The sequence below is a fragment of the Sphingomonas sp. R86521 genome (assembly GCF_042466235.1).
Lineage (GTDB): Bacteria > Pseudomonadota > Alphaproteobacteria > Sphingomonadales > Sphingomonadaceae > Sphingomonas.
Genome location: NZ_JAXHBY010000001.1, coordinates 3,527,947 through 3,543,505, shown reverse-complemented (window position 1 = coordinate 3,543,505; position 15,559 = coordinate 3,527,947). Strand labels below are relative to the sequence as shown.

Below are 15,559 nucleotides of genomic sequence, written 5' to 3'. Positions count from 1 at the left end.
TCCGATTGTTGCGGACCGAAAGGCAATTACCTGCGTTGCGTCGGGGAACCTTTTTCCCCGGAGCGAAACTTTGCGCGCATTCAGCCTAGCCCTATCCGTTGCCGTCCTGGCCAGCGCGTCGCCCGTCCTCGCGCAGAACGCACCCAACGCCGCGCCCCCGGGCGTCGACGGCAACACCGCTCCGGACAACAACCGCCTGACGATCGGCATCGGCGCTGCGACGCTCCCCGATTACGAGGGTGCCGACAGCAACTCGATCACCCCCGGCGCAGTCGCGATCGGCGTCGTCGGCGGCCACGACTTCTTCACGCGCGGCACCCAGCTTTACGTCAACCTGCTCAAGTCGCAGCCCGGTCCGGTGCTGAACTACGAGATCGGCGTGATCGGCGCGGCGCGGTTCCAGCGTACCGGCAAGGTCGACAATCGCCAGGTTCGCGCGCTCGGCGAGATCGACAGCGCCTACGAGGTCGGCGGCTATGCCGGCGTATCGAAGACCGGCGTCATCACGAGCGAGTACGACACGCTGACCGCGCGCGTTGCCTATGTCCACGACGTGTCGAACACGCACGACAGCTATGTCATCACGCCGCAGATCAACTACACCACGCCGCTCTCAATCCGCACTCTGGTGTCGATCGGTGCGTCGGCGGATTATGTCGGCAAGGGCTATGGCCGCACCTATTTCGGCGTCTCGCCGATCGGTACCCGCCTCAGCGGCCTGCGCACCTATGACATCAACGACAGCGGCTTCAAGAATTTCAACGTCTCGGCGTTCGTGCTGCAGAGCCTGTCCGGCGACATCCGCCACGGCTGGGGCCTGGGCGCCGGCGTGCTCTACGGTCGCATGCTCGGCAAGTACAAGAACAGCCCGCTGGTCCGCGACGTCGGCGATGCCGACCAGCTCGCCGCGGCAGCAGGGCTTACCTATACTTTCTAACCTGATGGTTGCGCTGGATTAGGCGCGCTGTTGTTCAAAATATTTTACCCGTCCGGATGCGTCCGGACGGGTTTTTCGTGCGTATCTGACTTTGGACGGAGATGTCAGTACCGGCCAGAGTACAACGACAGTTTCGACCGGCATATCCGTGATCAAACAAAAGGGGAGGACCCTGACATGACTGAGAGCGTGCACCTTATTGAAGCACTCGACGCGCGCGTCGAGCGGCGCAACGAACGCCGCGACTTCTTCAAGGCCGTTGTAGGCACTGCCGCCGTCGGCGCAGGGGCTTTCGCCTTCGCAAGTGCAGCACAAGCGCAGGCCGTTACCGACAACGACGTGCTGAACTTCGCGCTGAACCTCGAATATCTCGAGGCGAACTTCTATTACTACGCCGTGTTCGGCACGCCGATCCCGGCCGCTTCGACGACTGGCGTCGGTACGCCCGTCCTCACCACGTCGCTGGCGCTCAACGCCGGTGCCCGTGCCGTCACCTTCACCGACCCGGTCGTCGCGCAATATGCGCGCGAAATCGCGGCGGACGAACTGGCGCACGTCAACTTCCTCCGCGCCGCACTGACCAGCGCAGCGGTCGCGCAGCCTGCGATCGACGTCGGCATCACGCCGAATGGTGCATTCAGCAGCGCAGCGCGTGCCGCAGGCCTGATCGGTGCCGGCACTGCCGCTGCTCCGACGTTCTTCGATCCGTACGCGTCGGACGAGAATTTCCTGCTCGGCGCGTTCATCTTCGAGGACGTCGGCGTCACCGCATACAAGGGTGCGGCCCCGCTGATCACCAACAAGACCTACCTCGAGGCTGCCGCCGGCATTCTCGCGGTCGAGGCGTATCACGCCGCGATCGTCCGCACCGTGCTGTACCGCAAGGGCATGGGCACGCCGGCGTTCGGCACCACGGCCGCGGTTGCCGCACAGCCGGCGCTGCTCACCAGCGCCGACAAGATCTCGGACGCGCGCGATTCGCTCGATGGCACGACCGATCTGGACCAGGGCATCTCGCCGATCACCACCGGCACGGGCCTCCAGTCGAACATCGTGCCGCTCGATCCGAGCGGTCTCGCCTACAGCCGCAGCGCGGCGCAGGTGCTGAACATCGTCTATCTCAACAAGGCGGCGGTTACCCTGGGCGGATTCTTCCCGGCGGGCGTCAATGGCAGCATCAAGACCAGCGCGAACAACGCCTGATCCGAGCAGAGGACAAGTAAGATGATCCAGAACAATCTGATGCTCGAGATCCTCGAGCGTTCCGACGAGCGTCGCAATGCCCGCCGCAAGTTCATGAAGTTCGCTGGCGGCGGCATCGCCGCTACTGCGGGCATGTCGCTGCTGTCTGCATGCGGACAGGACGACGGCGAGAACCTGCCGACGCCGACCCCGACGCCGACCGCGACTGCGCCGGTTCAGACCGACGTCGACGTGCTGAACTTCGCACTGAACCTCGAATATCTCGAGGCGACGTTCTACTCCTACGCAGCGTTCGGCGCGCCGCTTTCGCCAGCTGTCACCAACGGCGTCGGTACCGCGGGTACCGTCACCGGCGGTCGTGCGGTGAACTTCACCGATCCCGTCGTGCAGCAATATGCGCGTGAGATCGCCGGCGACGAAGTCGCGCACGTCAACTTCCTGCGCAACGCACTGGGCAGCGCAGCGGTCGCTCTTCCGGCCCTCAACATCGATGGCGGCGCAAACGGCGCCTTCACCGCGGCAGCACGCGCTGCCGGGCTGGTCCCCGCAACCGGCACCTTCGATGCCTACGCGAGCGACGAGAACTTCCTGCTCGCAGCGTTCATCTTCGAGGACGTCGGCGTCACCGCGTACAAGGGTGGTGCCGCACTGCTGACCAGCAAGGTCTATCTCGAAGCGGCAGCGGGCCTTCTCGCGGCCGAGGCCTATCACGCCGGCCTGATCCGCACCGTCCTGTACGCAAAGGGTGTCCAGACCCCGTCGCTGCGGACCTCGGCGGATGCGATCTCGAACGCCCGCGATTCGCTCGATGGCGCATCCGACCTCGACCAGGGCATCACCGGAACGGGCACCGGCCTGACCGGCACGTCCAACATCGTGCCGACCGACGCCAGCGGCATCGCGTTCAGCCGGACGGTCGCTCAGGTGCACAACATCGCCTACCTGACCAACACCGCCAAGATCGGCGGCGGGTTCTTCCCGTCGGGCACCAACAACCGCACCGACGCCCTGCGGACCAGCGGCGCGAACTGATCCTTCGCCTTGCTTAAAAAGGGCCGTACCGGGCAACCGGTGCGGCCTTTTTCATTTGTAGTGCTGCGCCTTGCGCCTATGCTCGCTTCATCCCCGGGGGGCTGCTTCGTCGCAGCTGAGAGGAAGGCCGCAGCCTTCGACCCGCTGAACCTGATCCGGCCCCATGTACTGGGCTTACCGGCGTAGGGAGGGAGCGGTGTCCGCCCGGAGCCCGTTTTCTCCCATAGATGGAGAACAGACGTGGCCGACATCGAAAGCATCATCGAGCGCACCCCGACCCCGCAGCCGGCGGCTCAATCCTCAATCGGCGTCACCACCGGCCCGATCCGCGGATCGCGCAAAATCCACGTCGCGGTGCCCGGCAGCCCGGACGTCCGCGTCGCGATGCGCGAGATCGTGCTCGACCCATTGTGCAGCGAACCCCCGTTGCGCGTCTACGACACCAGCGGCCCCTACACCGATCCCCGCGCGACGATCGACATCGACGCCGGCCTGCCGCCGATCCGCAGCGGCTGGATCGCCGCACGCGGCGACGTCGAGAGCTACGAACCCCGCGAAATCCGCCCCGAGGACAATGGCCAGCTCGGTCCCGACCGTTCGGGCGGCGTCCCCCAATTCCCCGGCGCCCACCGCCGTCCCTTACGCGCCAAGCCCGGCCTCAACCTCAGCCAGATGCACTACGCGCGCCGCGGCATCATCACGCCCGAGATGGAATACGTCGCCACCCGAGAGAACCTCGGCCGCGCAATGCTCAAGGACTACAAGCGCGACGGCGAGAGCTTCGGCGCGTCGATCCCGGACTACGTCACCCCCGAATTCGTCCGCGACGAAATCGCCCGCGGCCGCGCAATCATTCCCAACAACGTCAACCACCCCGAATCCGAACCGATGGCGATAGGCCGCAACTTCCTGGTCAAGATCAACGCCAACATCGGCAACTCCGCGGTCGCCAGCAACGTCGCCGCCGAAGTCGACAAGCTCGTCTGGTCGATCCGCTGGGGCGCGGACACGGTGATGGACCTCAGCACCGGCCGCAACATCCACGACACCCGCGAATGGATCCTGCGCAACTCGCCGGTCCCGATCGGCACCGTCCCGATCTACCAGGCGCTCGAAAAGGTCGGCGGCGTCGCCGAGGACCTCACCTGGGAGATCTTTCGCGATACCCTCATCGAGCAGGCCGAGCAGGGCGTCGATTACTTCACGATCCACGCCGGCGTCCGCCTCGCCTATGTGCCGATGGCGGCCAAGCGCGTCACCGGCATCGTCAGCCGCGGCGGCTCGATCATGGCGAAATGGTGCCTCAGCCACCACAAGGAGAGCTTCCTCTACGAGCGCTTCGACGAGATCACCGAGATCATGAAGGCGTACGACATCGCCTACAGCCTCGGCGACGGCCTGCGCCCCGGCAGCATCGCCGACGCCAACGACGAAGCGCAGTTCAGCGAACTCTACACGCTAGGCGAACTTACGCATCGAGCGTGGAAGAGCGACGTCCAGGTCATGATCGAAGGCCCCGGCCACGTGCCGATGCACAAGATCAAGGAGAACATGGACAAGCAACTCGAAGTCTGCGGCGAAGCACCCTTCTACACGCTAGGGCCGCTCACAACCGACATAGCCCCCGGCTACGACCACATCACCAGCGGCATCGGCGCCGCGATGATCGGCTGGTACGGCACCGCGATGCTCTGCTACGTCACCCCCAAGGAGCACCTGGGCCTCCCCGACCGCGATGATGTAAAGGTCGGCGTGGTCACCTACAAACTAGCCGCCCACGCCGCCGACCTGGCAAAGGGCCACCCCGCCGCCCAGATGCGCGACGACGCCCTCAGCCGCGCCCGCTTCGAGTTCCGCTGGCGCGACCAGTTCAACCTCTCGCTGGATCCCGATACCGCGGAGCAGTACCACGACCAGACCCTCCCCGCCGAAGGCGCCAAGACCGCGCACTTCTGCTCGATGTGCGGCCCCAAATTCTGCTCGATGCAGATCAGCCAGGAAGTCCGCGACTTCGCGGCGAAGCAGAACAGCCCTGCGGACACGTTCCTGGCGGCCGACAACGCCACCCAAGGCGACACCGACCGCGCGCTCTTTGCCAAAGGTGCACATGCGGACGCGAAAAAGGGCATGGCCGCGATGAGTGAGGTGTTTAAGGAACGCGGCGGCGAGATCTACCTGCCTACTGCCTAGGCAGGTTCACAATTAACGATCTTTACCTTCGCGCCACCAAAGCATATTTGTCGGGGGTAGCTTGTAGTTCGGGCTATCCCGAGGACATCGGAACGCCCAAATTACGCCTCGAAGCGACAACATCAGGCAGGAAGATGCTAGGATGATTTGGGCGGGATCGCTGAACATTCGAAGCATCCTAAAACGGAATATCATCATCAAAGTCGCTACCCTTGTGGGCGATCCACTGCGGTAGAATACTTTCCGGCTCATCCTGCGAAGCAACGGCCTTAAACTTACTCCAACTTGCCCTCAGCCGGTTCCGAATCAGGCTTTCTTCGGTCAGGTCCCATTCCCAGTCACCTTGATGATTGTATCGTCCGCGCCAAATGTATCCATTTTCGCGAATTAAGCGCCAGATCATCTGTTCTTCATGAGTAAGTAGGTTTGGTGCCGCAAGTGATAAAGCAACTACCCGGTCTGCCTCATCTACATGCCACAGAATGGGAGCAAGATTCTTCAAACTCTGATTGCCAGAGGACTCTAAAGTATCGCGATCATTTATATTAATATTTCCTAGTGCTTCAGCAACAGCCCATTCTATGAAACTGCTTTTTGTTCGGCGCTTAGCACGGGATGCGAGTTCGCATAAATAGTTTAGCTTTGGATCTAGGCGGACCGTTACAGTCTCTGACCTATTCAGCTTACCACCCCCCTTTTTTACTACGAGGTCAATTTCCTGCTTGTCGATCTGAGAAGTAGCGCCTCGCAAAATCCAGGCATTCGCATCACCATGGGCGGCACATCCAAAGCAATGGAAAAAACCCTTTTCGTCGTTAACATAAAAGCTGGGCGTCGTTTCTTGATGGAATGGACAAAGACCTTTCCACTCTTTCCCCGTTTTGGTGAGCTTAACGGTTTCCCGAATCAAACTCGATAGAGGGACCGAAGGGGACTGAGACGATCTATCTGGCATGGCAGTGTGGTAACACCGCTATTATGTGCTGTAAAGCAACACAATCGAGGGTTCACTGTTTGGTCCAAATTTCAGCCTACCTGCAACGCCGCCAACACCCCCGGAAACCGAATCAGCTTAGGATAGGTCCCGCCGACCTCCTCGGCTAAACCCTGTGCGATCAGTTCGTTGAGATTGTTTGCAGCCCCCTGATACGTCACCCCCAGCGCCTCTGCGAAGTCGGAGATCGACCGAACCGGCCGCTCGAACGCCAGATCGATGATCCGCAGCATCAACGCCGATCGTCGCGCGGTCTGGAACTGGTCACGATACGCGCGCTGCAGGTCCTGCAGCCGCTCAACGACTGCGATCGTTTCCTCCGCCGATACGGCCACCGCTTCCAGGAAGAACGCGATCCAGTCCTCCCACGCGCCATCGCGCGACACCGCATACATCAGGTCGATATAGCGATCCTTATGACGTTCCAGATACGGGCTCATATACAGCAGCGGCTGCGGCAATGTGCCGTTTTCGATCAGCATCAGCGTGATCAGCATGCGTCCGACGCGGCCATTGCCGTCGGCAAAGGGATGGATCGCTTCGAACTGATAATGTGCCAGAGCGGCATCAATCAGTGGCGACGCGCGCACCTCGCGATTGACGAACCCCATCAGGCTGTCGAGCGCACGCGGCGTCTCCGCCGGGGGTGCCGGTATGAAGCGTGCACTATCGATCCGTCCGCGCCCGCCGATCCAGTTCTGGTCGCGTTTCAATTCGCCGGCCTCTACGGATGCACCGCGATTGTTTGCGACTCCACTCAGCAAAACGCGATGTGCGTCACGGATCAAACGCGTCGAGATGGGCAGTATATCAAGGCCATCGATCGCCCCTTCCAGGGCGCGCACGTAATTCAACACCTCGCGGTTATCGCCACGAGTTGCCGCTTCCCCCGCACCGGCTTCGAACAGAAACAGGTCGGTCAGCGTCGTGTACGTGCCCTCCATGCTCGACGAGGACACGGCTTCGCGTCGTTGCAACGGGCGGATCAGCAACAGCGGGTTGGGCACGCTGCGACCGATGCCCTTGAGTTCACCAACGGCTTGGGTCGCCCGCGACAGTTCGGGCAGGAACCGTTCGACAGATACCATCGCCGGCGGCAGGGCGTTGGGCACGAACGCCTTTCGTGCGCCGATCGTCGGCATCAAAATGCCGGTAGCCTTCGTGCCGAAACCGTTCTTGTCCATTGCACGGAACTACAAAGTGTCCGCGGCACTTTCAACGAAAAGGTGGTTTCGTGAAAAGTGGTTGCTGGAGTTTCCACATCCGTACAAAGTCCCCCGATGCGCATCCTCCCCTACACCGACGCCCTCGCCCCCGCGTTCCACACCATCAACGCCGCCTGGATCGCGGACATGTTCGTGCTCGAGCCGCACGACCACCACGTCCTGTCGCATCCGCGCGAAGCGATCGTCGACCGCGGCGGCACCATCCTGTTCGCGCAGGCGGACGATGGCGGGGACGGCGGTGCGATCATCGGGACCGGCGCGCTGATGCCGAGCGATCCCGGCGCGGTCGAGCTGACCAAGATGGGTGTCCTCCCCGCCGCGCGCGGCACCGGCGCCGGCCGCGCGCTGCTCGCGGCGCTGATCGACGCGGCGCGTGCGATGCCCGGAATCGACACGCTCTATCTGCTCACCAGCCGCAAATCCGCCACCGCGATCCACCTCTACGAAGCGGCGGGCTTCGTCCACGACGCCGACATCATGGCCCGCTACGGCGCCGGCTATGCGCGCTGCGACGTCGCGATGCGCTACCCGCTCTAGGCGGTGGCGTACCTCGCCCACGTCACGCTCGTCGTCCCCGACTACGACGCCGCGCTCGCCTTCTACATCGGCAAGCTCGGCTTCTCGCTGGTCGAGGACACCGCGCTCGACGACGCCCCTCACGGCAAGCGCTGGATCACGATCCGCCCGCCCGGCGCAACCGGCGCCGATGCGGGGGAGGGTGCCACCATCCTCCTCGCCCGCGCCGCCACCCTCGACCAGCACGCCGCGATCGGCAACCAGACCGGCGGGCGGGTCGCGTTCTTCCTAGCGACCGACGATTTCGCGCGCGATCATGCCGCCTACACCGCCGCGGGAGTCGAATGGGTCCGCGCGCCGACACGCGCCGCGTACGGCATCGTCGCGGTATTCCGCGATCCGTTCGGCAACCTCTGGGACCTGATCGAGCGTGACCGCGGCGAGCGGAGCTAAGCGGGACTCGAACAAGAAAAGCCTGTCCTACACTCGCACGGCATGATCCAAACTCGCGGATGACAGACTCGCCCGACTCCCTCCGCGTCGTCCCGCACCAGCCACTGGTCCCACCCCGCGCGCGCCGCGCAACGTGGACGCCGGCGAAGCAGCGCATCTTCCTCGCCGCGCTGCTGGAGGGCGGCAGCGTCGCGGGTGCGGCGCGCGCGGCGGGCATGTCGCGGTCGAGCGCGCACCGGCTGCGGACACGGCTCGCCGGTACGCCGTTCGTCCGGATCTGGGACCGCGTGCTGGCGGCGCACGCGCAAGCGCTCGCCGATCCGTTCGCGGCGCCTGGCATCCCCCCGGCGCCCGCACCCGTTGCACCGCAGGCGCGATCGTGACGCCGCGATGCCCGCTACCGTCGCGCACCAGTCGCGGCGCAGGCGCGTCGGCGGCGCATCCCGGCCGCATCGGCGGCGCCTCCGCGGAAAAACCGCGCTACCGCCTTAACATCCGTCGGATCAGAATAACCCCGGCACCTCGCGCTGCGGCGTCGTCGGCCGCTCCGGCGTCAGCAGCTCGCGCGGTGCCTCGCTCGGTGGCAGCGCGACACTGTGGTCGATCGACGCAGCACGGTTGGCCGCCGAGGTCGCGGTCGCACCGATCCGCGTGCAGCTCCGTCCCGCCAGGAAATCGAGCGCGGCGCGGGTCGATGCCTCGCGCGTATCGCCCAGCGGATAGCCGATATCGTCGTTCGCGCGGCAGCTCGCCTCGACCGTGCCCGCCAGCCCGTCGAAGTAATTGCCGCCCCGCGCCGCGTTCTGCGTCGCGAACGCGATCACCCGCAGCCGGTCGTCGCACGCCGCCTGGTCGAGCGCGATCTGCCCGACCGGCTTGCCATAGGTGTTGCCCCCGATCAGCCCGGCATTGCCATGCAGATAGGGGATGAACGCGTTGATCACGAGCTCGCTCGCCGATGCGGTACCGCCGGTGCCGATGAAAGCGACCCGCGTCGGCGCCACCGATTCGGGCTGCGGCGCGAAGAACTTGGTGTCGTTCTCCACCGCCTTTTCGGGCCGGAAATTGGTGTAGCTGAACACTTCCGCGGTCGACCGGTTGGCGCCCATCAGGTCGCCGACCAGCTCGGCCACCGACACCAGCCCGCCGCCATTGTAGCGCAGGTCGACGATGATGTTGGTGATGCCCGCGGCGCGGAACCGCGCGAACGCGGCACGCAACGGCGCCTCGGCCGGCGTGATGAAGGTCCGCAGGTTGACGTAGCCCACCTGCCGCCCGCCATCGTTCAGGATCAACGCGCCGTACCGGCTAGACACCGGGTTCAGCGCAAAGTCGGTCTTGGCCAGCGTCACCGTCCGGGTGCCGGCGGCATCGCTGATCCGCAGCACCCGCGTCGTGCCCGCAGTGTCCGGCCCCAGCGCATTGGTCAGCCCGGCGCTCCCTTCGGCGGCGACGATCGCGGTCACGGTGCGCAGGTTGGCAGCGGTGGTGCCGATCGCGACGATCTCCGCGCCGCGGTCGACCCCGCCGTTCAGCGCCGGCGCACCCTCGAACGCCTCGGTGATGAACAGGCGCTGCCCGGTCTGGTCCAGTGCCAGCCGGATCCCGAACCCGGCGCTCTGCCCCGACGCGTAGTAGGCGTCCTCCTCCTTGATCGAGGTGACATAGGTGAAATACCGGTCGCGCCGCTGGCTCCGTGCAGTCGCGGTCAGCGCGTCGACATAATCGCCGACGGTGCCGTACGGCGTCGGGTCGAGCGTGCTCGGCAGCGTCTCGGGGAACAGATACCATTCGCGCAACTGCGCCGCCGCCCAGTCCTGCCGCTCGCGCAACGAACAGCCTGCGACGGCGGTCGGTGTCGGCGTGGGGGAGGGGGCGGGTGTCGACCCCGCGCCGGGGCTCGCTGCAACCGTGCCGGACCCGCCCCCACCGCCGCCGCATCCCGCCAGCAACGCCGCCAACCCGACGATCGCACCCCAACTCCGCCGCATACATCGTCCCCGCTTTTTCAGCAGCTTATGCAGCGATTGCGGGGTTGTCAGTCGAAATACGACATCGGTGTTACAAGGCTCGTCGTCGTCAACGCAGGGCGGCGCACGTCACCGCTTCCGCACGAACTCCGCGCGCAGCACCAGCCCCTTGATACCCTCGTACCGGCAGTCGATCTCCTGCGCGTCGCCAGTCAGCCGGATCGACTTGATCAGTGTCCCGCGCTTCAGCGTCTGCCCGGCACCCTTGACGGTCAGGTCCTTGATAAGCGTCACTTGGTCGCCATCCGCCAGCACATTGCCGACCGAATCACGCACTACCACAGCATCGTCGCCCGCGGCTGCGGCATCCTTCGCGGGACCCCATTCGCCGGTCGCTTCGTCGTAGACGTATTCGTCAGTCATACCGTGTCGCTTTCAAGCTCGGGCAGCGCCCAGTCGATCGGCGACCGGCCATGGTCCACCAGGAACGCGTTCGCCTTACTGAAGGGGCGCGATCCAAAGAACCCCCGGCGTGCCGACAGCGGCGAGGGGTGCGGCGACGCCAGCACCAGATGCCGGCCGCCCAGCCCGACATCGTCGATCAGCGCCGCCTTCGCCTGCGCATGTGCACCCCACAGGATGAACACCACCGGCTGCGGCTGTGCGTTGACGGCGCGGATCGCTGCATCGGTCAGCGCCTCCCAGCCACGCCCGCGGTGCCCGTTCGCCTGCCCCATTGGCACCGACAGCACCGCATTCAGCAACAGCACGCCCTGCGTAGCCCAATGCTCGAGGAACCCGTGACGCGCCCGCGGCACGCCTAGGTCGGTCTCCATCTCGGCATAGATGTTGGCCAGGCTGCGCGGCACCGCGACGCCCGGCCTGACCGAAAACGACAGCCCGTGCGCCTGGCCTTCGCCGTGATACGGGTCCTGCCCCAGGATCACGACGCGGACCTGGTCGAGCGGCGTCAGTTCGAAGGCACGGAACCGGTCCACGGCGGGCGGGAACACACGGACTCCCGCGGCTTCCTCGGCCGCCACCATGCGCTCCAGCGCCGCAGTCGCCTCGCGGTCGGCTGCCAGCGCCGGCACCCAACTCGGATGCATCATTTGATCGTCGTCATCTCCACCGCCTTGCCCTTGGTGGTCGGGTTGGACGCGTTCGCCTTGGGTGCCTTTTCGGCCTTGGGCTTGCGCACTTCCTTGTTGGTCTTTTTCTGGCTCTTGGCCATGACGGTTCCTCGTGCGGCCGGAAGGGCCGGGCGCCACGCTACACATCTTGGCGCTCACGCACCCCTATTATCTGAGCAGCGCCAGCGTCGCCGGATCGTCGGCCCCACCGAAGAACCGGTCCAGCGCCGCGCGGAACGGCGCGGGATCGTCCGCGACCGCGGCGAACAGCGTCATCGACGACCGCAGCTTCACCGCATCGATCCCACCCATGATCGCCTCCGCAGAGCCGTTCGCCGCGGTCACCGCCTGAGTCGCCTCGATCAGCCGCGGCCCGAGCACCGGATGCGCGAGATAGGCGCGCGCTTCGTCCGCCGATCCGATCGCATAGGCCTGCGCCATCGCGCTGCGCGCCAGCCCGGCGATCTGCGGAAACACGAACCACATCCAGTGGCTGGTCTTGGCGCCGCGCCGTAATTCGGCGAGCGCTTGGCGGTACACACCGTCCTGTGCGGCGACGAAGCGGTCGAGGTCATGGTCCATTCTGACAAAATGGTCGTATGCTCCGGCACGCGCAACCGCCGCCGTGGCGACGCGTTGGATGGCAAACGAAAAGGGACGACATGCGCCTGATCATGCTGGGAACCGCATTGCTGCTAGCAGGGTGCAGCGGCGAGAAAGCCGACACCGCGCTCGCCGCGAGCAATTTCACGCCGCCCGCGACGCAATTGCCGAAACCCATTCCCGGCCAGGCGCAGACCACGCCGATCTCGGCCTATGTCGGCAAATACCCGCATGACGCGGTCGGCGGGGTCGGATTCTTCGATCGCACCGATGTCGCCAATGGCCTGATCGCGGCGGTCGGCGACGAAAAGATGCGGCGGCTCGTCCGGGATCGCTCCGGTCCCGAAACCCCGATCTTCATGCACGGCAAGCAGGTCGCGGCCTGGGGCTGCGAGGCGCATAATTGCGGCGACCACAACTGGACCGTGCTGGTCGACCCCACCGGCGGCAAGACCGAAGTCTGCCATCACGACACCGCGACGATGGGTGACCGCAGTCGCTGGTATGCCGGTGCCGCACCCGTCCTGCGCGCCGGCGCCTGTCCCACGGAGAGCTGATCATGCTGGAACACATCCCCGCCTGGCTGGGCAAGGCGATGAGCGGTCTGCGCGCCGGATCCGACAAGCTGTCGATCGTCCAGCTCGGCCAGCATTTCGACACCATCGACCTCACCAGCCCGGCCTTTGCCGCCGGTGCGCGCCTGCCCGAACGCTTTACCGCAGACGGCGACGGCATTTCGCCACCGCTGACCTGGGGCACTCCGCCCGAGGGTACGGCGACGTTGGTGCTGATCGTCGAGGATGCCGACGCCCCCGCGCCGCAACCGCTGGTGCATGCCATCGTCTGGGGCCTCGCTGCCGATGCCGGCCGGCTGGCGGAGGGCGCGATCGTCGCCGACGGCGCCGGCACCCCGGCGGGCGATGTCGGCCGTAATTCGTATCTGCGCGAAGGCTGGCTACCGCCCGATCCGCCGAGCGGTCATGGCCAGCATCACTATGCGTTCCAGCTGTTCGCCGTGGGGCCTGGGGCAGGCGATCCGGGTGACACGCCCGGTCGGGCTGCCGTGGTGGAGGCGATCAGCGGCCACGTACTCGCGGCTGGATTGTTGATCGGGACCTATTCGCGCGACGAACCGGCACCGGTCGGGCCGGTCGGGGTCGCCGCGCCGGCGTGATCAGGCGAGCGCGGTACTGGCGTGCGTGACGATGAGGAGGATGGTCGTCGAGAAGGCGGCTAGGCCGATGAGCAGGCTGCGCATGGAAAGGCTCCTTGTAGCGCCGGTTGTAACGCCGGTCAGGCGATTGGCAGGACGGGAACAGCTGCGCTGACGGCGAGGCCGGCGAAGATCAGTGCGCCGACGAACGAGAGGGTGAAGCGTTGGGCGGAAGCGAAACGGATCGACATGGTAGAGTCCTTTGGTTGGCGGCGTCCGGACCATCCGTCCGCCGATACCAGGACATTTGCAGGACGCGTGCCAGTTTCAGACCGCGTTGATATTGCTCGATTTAGTTTTTGAGCCGGCAGCGGGTTGGCATTCGATGCCATTCTCCGCTGCAAATTCCGCCATAATCCGGCGTCAGGCGGCCGACACTTGGTCCCGGCCGCTGTTCTTGGCGGTGTAGAGCAGCCGATCGGCGCGCGCGAACGCGGTTTCCACGGTGTCGCTTACCTGGATCGCCGTGATTCCGGCGGAAAAGGTGATCTGCCCCATCGGGGCGTCGCTGTCTCGGTTGCGGAAGCGCTTGGCTGCAACCGTCGCGCGCACGTTGTCGAGCAGGTCTGCGGCCTCGACCAAGTTCATCCCGCGCAGCAGCACCGCGAACTCCTCGCCGCCGTGGCGCACCACCAGATGGGGCGAGCATTCGGCGGCGATCGCCTGGCCGATCGCGCTCAGCACGCGGTCGCCGACGCCGTGGCCGAATTCGTCGTTGATCCGCTTGAACCGGTCGATGTCGCACACCGCCAGGCAGTAAGGGCCGGCATCGGCATCGCGCTCGGCGAACGCTTCCTCGAAGGCGCGACGGTTGGGCAGTCCGGTCAGCGTGTCGCGCCGCGCGGTCTCGCGCGCTTCGACCAGCTTGGTGCGCAAAGCATCCGCCTCTTCGGTCGCCTGCGCCAGCCGGACCTCGCTGTCGTGGATCCGGGCGATCATCCGCGTCGTGATGCTCGCGATCGCATCGATCTCGGCGATCTGCGGCACCCGAAAGATCGCCGCGGCGCTGCGTTCCAGGTCACGCCCGAACCCTTGAGTCTCGGCGCGCATGTCGCGCACCATCTTGGCGAACCCGTCGACTTGGTTTTGCGTTTCCTCGACGAGTTCGGCGGCGCGGTCGTCGATCGGATCCGCTTCCGGCCGAGCTAGCTCGACCGCCCCGTCACCGACGACGCGTCCGCCGAGCATCTCGATATCGAGCCGCTTGAGCCGCACACCCCCCTGCGTCAGTTCGGCGACGCGCCGCGCGAGCGCGCTGCCCGGCGCCGAGACCACCGCGAACGCAAAGCAATAATGCACCGGGTCGGGGCTGAGGTGATGCGCATCGAGAAACGCACCGACCTGATCGAATAGCCTCCCGGTCCTCATCGGCGCGAACTGCGCATCCTGCATCATACCCTCCGTCCCCGAGTCGGCTTAGACCCGAAACCGTTAGGATAAGGTCACCAGAACCGGTGCGAATAGCGACGAATTATTTCGTTCCCGCCATCTTCTGCACCGCGGCCAGCGTCATGCTGACATGGTCTGCCGGATTCATGTCCGAATGGACGAAGCCGATCGTGCCGTTCTTTGCGATGACATAGCTGGTCCGGCTGGTGACGCTGCGGCCCTTGACCTGCTGCGGCAGCGCGACGTCGTAGCCGCTGACGACCGCGGGGCCGGCGCTGGCCACCGCGAACTTGCCGGCGCACTTTTCGGCGGAGAATTTGGCGAGCGTGTCGACGGTGTCCGCCGACATCCCGATCACGGTCGCGCCGGCCTTGGTGAACGCCGGGATCGCCTCGGCAAAGGCGTGGGCTTCGGCGTTGCAGCCGCCGGTATACGCCGCCGGGAAGAAGTAGAGCACGACCGGCCCTTTCTTCAGCTGCTGCGCCAAATGCACGGTGAACACCTTGCCCGCGATTGCGCCACGCGTCGTGAAGTCCGGCGCCTTTGCACCCGGTGCCAGCGTCGCGGCGGCGGGGGCGGCAAGAGGTACGGCGGCGACGGTCAGGGCGGCGGCGATCGTGAGCATGCGGCGCATCGGTATTTCCTCTTCCTAATCTACGCCCGTCCTAGCGCGACGTAACGGTCTGCGATAGGTCGGCGT

The 15,559-nt window shown here is 65.4% G+C and carries 17 protein-coding genes, 1 pseudogene and 1 riboswitch; of the genes and pseudogenes, 9 read left to right on the top strand and 9 right to left on the bottom strand.

Annotated features, from left to right (window positions below; all coding sequences use genetic code 11):
- Window positions 1-70: 70 nt before the first annotated feature.
- The 4 genes from SJY20_RS16335 to thiC all read left to right on the top strand — a co-directional run bounded on the left by SJY20_RS16335 (window position 71) and on the right by thiC (window position 5,362).
- Window positions 71-937, top strand: coding sequence for a MipA/OmpV family protein (locus SJY20_RS16335; protein ID WP_380787985.1), 867 nt, complete (start codon window positions 71-73; stop codon window positions 935-937).
- A gap of 177 nt (window positions 938-1,114) precedes the next feature.
- The gene (locus tag SJY20_RS16330; protein WP_380787983.1) at window positions 1,115-2,140 is read left to right on the top strand and encodes a ferritin-like domain-containing protein; all 1,026 of its coding nucleotides are present in this window, start codon (window positions 1,115-1,117) and stop codon (window positions 2,138-2,140) included.
- Between the two features lie 21 nt (window positions 2,141-2,161).
- Complete coding sequence (locus SJY20_RS16325; RefSeq protein ID WP_380787981.1) at window positions 2,162-3,172, top strand: ferritin-like domain-containing protein; 1,011 nt, start codon at window positions 2,162-2,164, stop codon at window positions 3,170-3,172.
- A gap of 84 nt (window positions 3,173-3,256) precedes the next feature.
- Window positions 3,257-3,378, top strand: a riboswitch (TPP riboswitch).
- Window positions 3,379-3,412: 34 nt separating this feature from the next.
- Window positions 3,413-5,362 carry a phosphomethylpyrimidine synthase ThiC gene (thiC, locus tag SJY20_RS16320; RefSeq protein ID WP_380787979.1) on the top strand — a complete coding sequence of 650 codons (1,950 nt, stop codon included), beginning with the start codon at window positions 3,413-3,415 and terminating at the stop codon, window positions 5,360-5,362.
- 759 nt (window positions 5,363-6,121) lie between these two features.
- On the opposite strand, the pseudogene SJY20_RS16315 reads toward thiC, so the two are convergent.
- Both SJY20_RS16315 and SJY20_RS16310 read right to left on the bottom strand, forming a co-directional pair.
- Window positions 6,122-6,317: pseudogene (locus SJY20_RS16315) on the bottom strand (CHC2 zinc finger domain-containing protein); the annotation flags it as partial.
- Between the two features lie 71 nt (window positions 6,318-6,388).
- Entirely contained in the window at window positions 6,389-7,540 is a 1,152-nt protein-coding gene (locus SJY20_RS16310) for a Fic family protein (protein WP_380787977.1), read from the bottom strand.
- Window positions 7,541-7,636: 96 nt separating this feature from the next.
- On the opposite strand from SJY20_RS16310, the gene SJY20_RS16305 reads away from it, so the two are divergent.
- The 3 genes from SJY20_RS16305 to SJY20_RS16295 are packed head-to-tail and all read left to right on the top strand — an operon-like array spanning window position 7,637 to window position 8,934.
- On the top strand, window positions 7,637-8,119 hold the full coding sequence (locus tag SJY20_RS16305; protein ID WP_380787975.1) for a GNAT family N-acetyltransferase: 483 nt from the start codon (window positions 7,637-7,639) through the stop codon (window positions 8,117-8,119).
- Between the two features lie 3 nt (window positions 8,120-8,122).
- On the top strand, window positions 8,123-8,551 hold the full coding sequence (locus SJY20_RS16300; RefSeq protein WP_380787973.1) for a VOC family protein: 429 nt from the start codon (window positions 8,123-8,125) through the stop codon (window positions 8,549-8,551).
- A 59-nt stretch (window positions 8,552-8,610) separates the two neighbouring features.
- Window positions 8,611-8,934, top strand: coding sequence for a LysR family transcriptional regulator (locus SJY20_RS16295; RefSeq protein ID WP_380787971.1), 324 nt, complete (start codon window positions 8,611-8,613; stop codon window positions 8,932-8,934).
- A gap of 120 nt (window positions 8,935-9,054) precedes the next feature.
- Here the strand turns inward: SJY20_RS16295 and SJY20_RS16290 are convergent, their stop codons facing one another.
- From SJY20_RS16290 to SJY20_RS16270, 5 genes are all read right to left on the bottom strand, one after another.
- On the bottom strand, window positions 9,055-10,542 hold the full coding sequence (locus SJY20_RS16290) for a S41 family peptidase (protein ID WP_380787969.1): 1,488 nt from the start codon (window positions 10,540-10,542) through the stop codon (window positions 9,055-9,057).
- A gap of 108 nt (window positions 10,543-10,650) precedes the next feature.
- On the bottom strand, window positions 10,651-10,944 hold the full coding sequence (locus SJY20_RS16285; RefSeq protein WP_380787967.1) for an alkylphosphonate utilization protein: 294 nt from the start codon (window positions 10,942-10,944) through the stop codon (window positions 10,651-10,653).
- Window positions 10,941-11,633, bottom strand: a complete 693-nt coding sequence (ung, locus tag SJY20_RS16280) for a uracil-DNA glycosylase (protein ID WP_380787965.1) — start codon at window positions 11,631-11,633, stop codon at window positions 10,941-10,943. Before ung ends, SJY20_RS16285 begins: the two co-directional genes overlap by 4 nt.
- Window positions 11,630-11,755: a hypothetical protein gene (locus tag SJY20_RS16275; RefSeq protein WP_277872726.1), complete on the bottom strand. Its 126-nt coding sequence runs from the start codon at window positions 11,753-11,755 to the stop codon at window positions 11,630-11,632. Before SJY20_RS16275 ends, ung begins: the two co-directional genes overlap by 4 nt.
- A gap of 67 nt (window positions 11,756-11,822) precedes the next feature.
- On the bottom strand, window positions 11,823-12,236 hold the full coding sequence (locus SJY20_RS16270) for a DUF1810 domain-containing protein (protein ID WP_380787963.1): 414 nt from the start codon (window positions 12,234-12,236) through the stop codon (window positions 11,823-11,825).
- Window positions 12,237-12,316: 80 nt separating this feature from the next.
- On the opposite strand from SJY20_RS16270, the gene SJY20_RS16265 reads away from it, so the two are divergent.
- Window positions 12,317-12,814 carry a hypothetical protein gene (locus SJY20_RS16265; RefSeq protein WP_380787961.1) on the top strand — a complete coding sequence of 166 codons (498 nt, stop codon included), beginning with the start codon at window positions 12,317-12,319 and terminating at the stop codon, window positions 12,812-12,814.
- A 2-nt stretch (window positions 12,815-12,816) separates the two neighbouring features.
- Window positions 12,817-13,431: a YbhB/YbcL family Raf kinase inhibitor-like protein gene (locus SJY20_RS16260; RefSeq protein WP_380787959.1), complete on the top strand. Its 615-nt coding sequence runs from the start codon at window positions 12,817-12,819 to the stop codon at window positions 13,429-13,431.
- A 402-nt stretch (window positions 13,432-13,833) separates the two neighbouring features.
- On the opposite strand, the gene SJY20_RS16255 is transcribed toward SJY20_RS16260, so the two are convergent.
- Together SJY20_RS16255 and SJY20_RS16250 are read right to left on the bottom strand one after the other, a co-directional pair.
- Window positions 13,834-14,862: a GGDEF domain-containing protein gene (locus SJY20_RS16255; RefSeq protein ID WP_380787957.1), complete on the bottom strand. Its 1,029-nt coding sequence runs from the start codon at window positions 14,860-14,862 to the stop codon at window positions 13,834-13,836.
- Between the two features lie 79 nt (window positions 14,863-14,941).
- The gene (locus SJY20_RS16250) at window positions 14,942-15,493 is read right to left on the bottom strand and encodes a peroxiredoxin (protein ID WP_380787955.1); all 552 of its coding nucleotides are present in this window, start codon (window positions 15,491-15,493) and stop codon (window positions 14,942-14,944) included.
- Window positions 15,494-15,559: the final 66 nt, after the last annotated feature.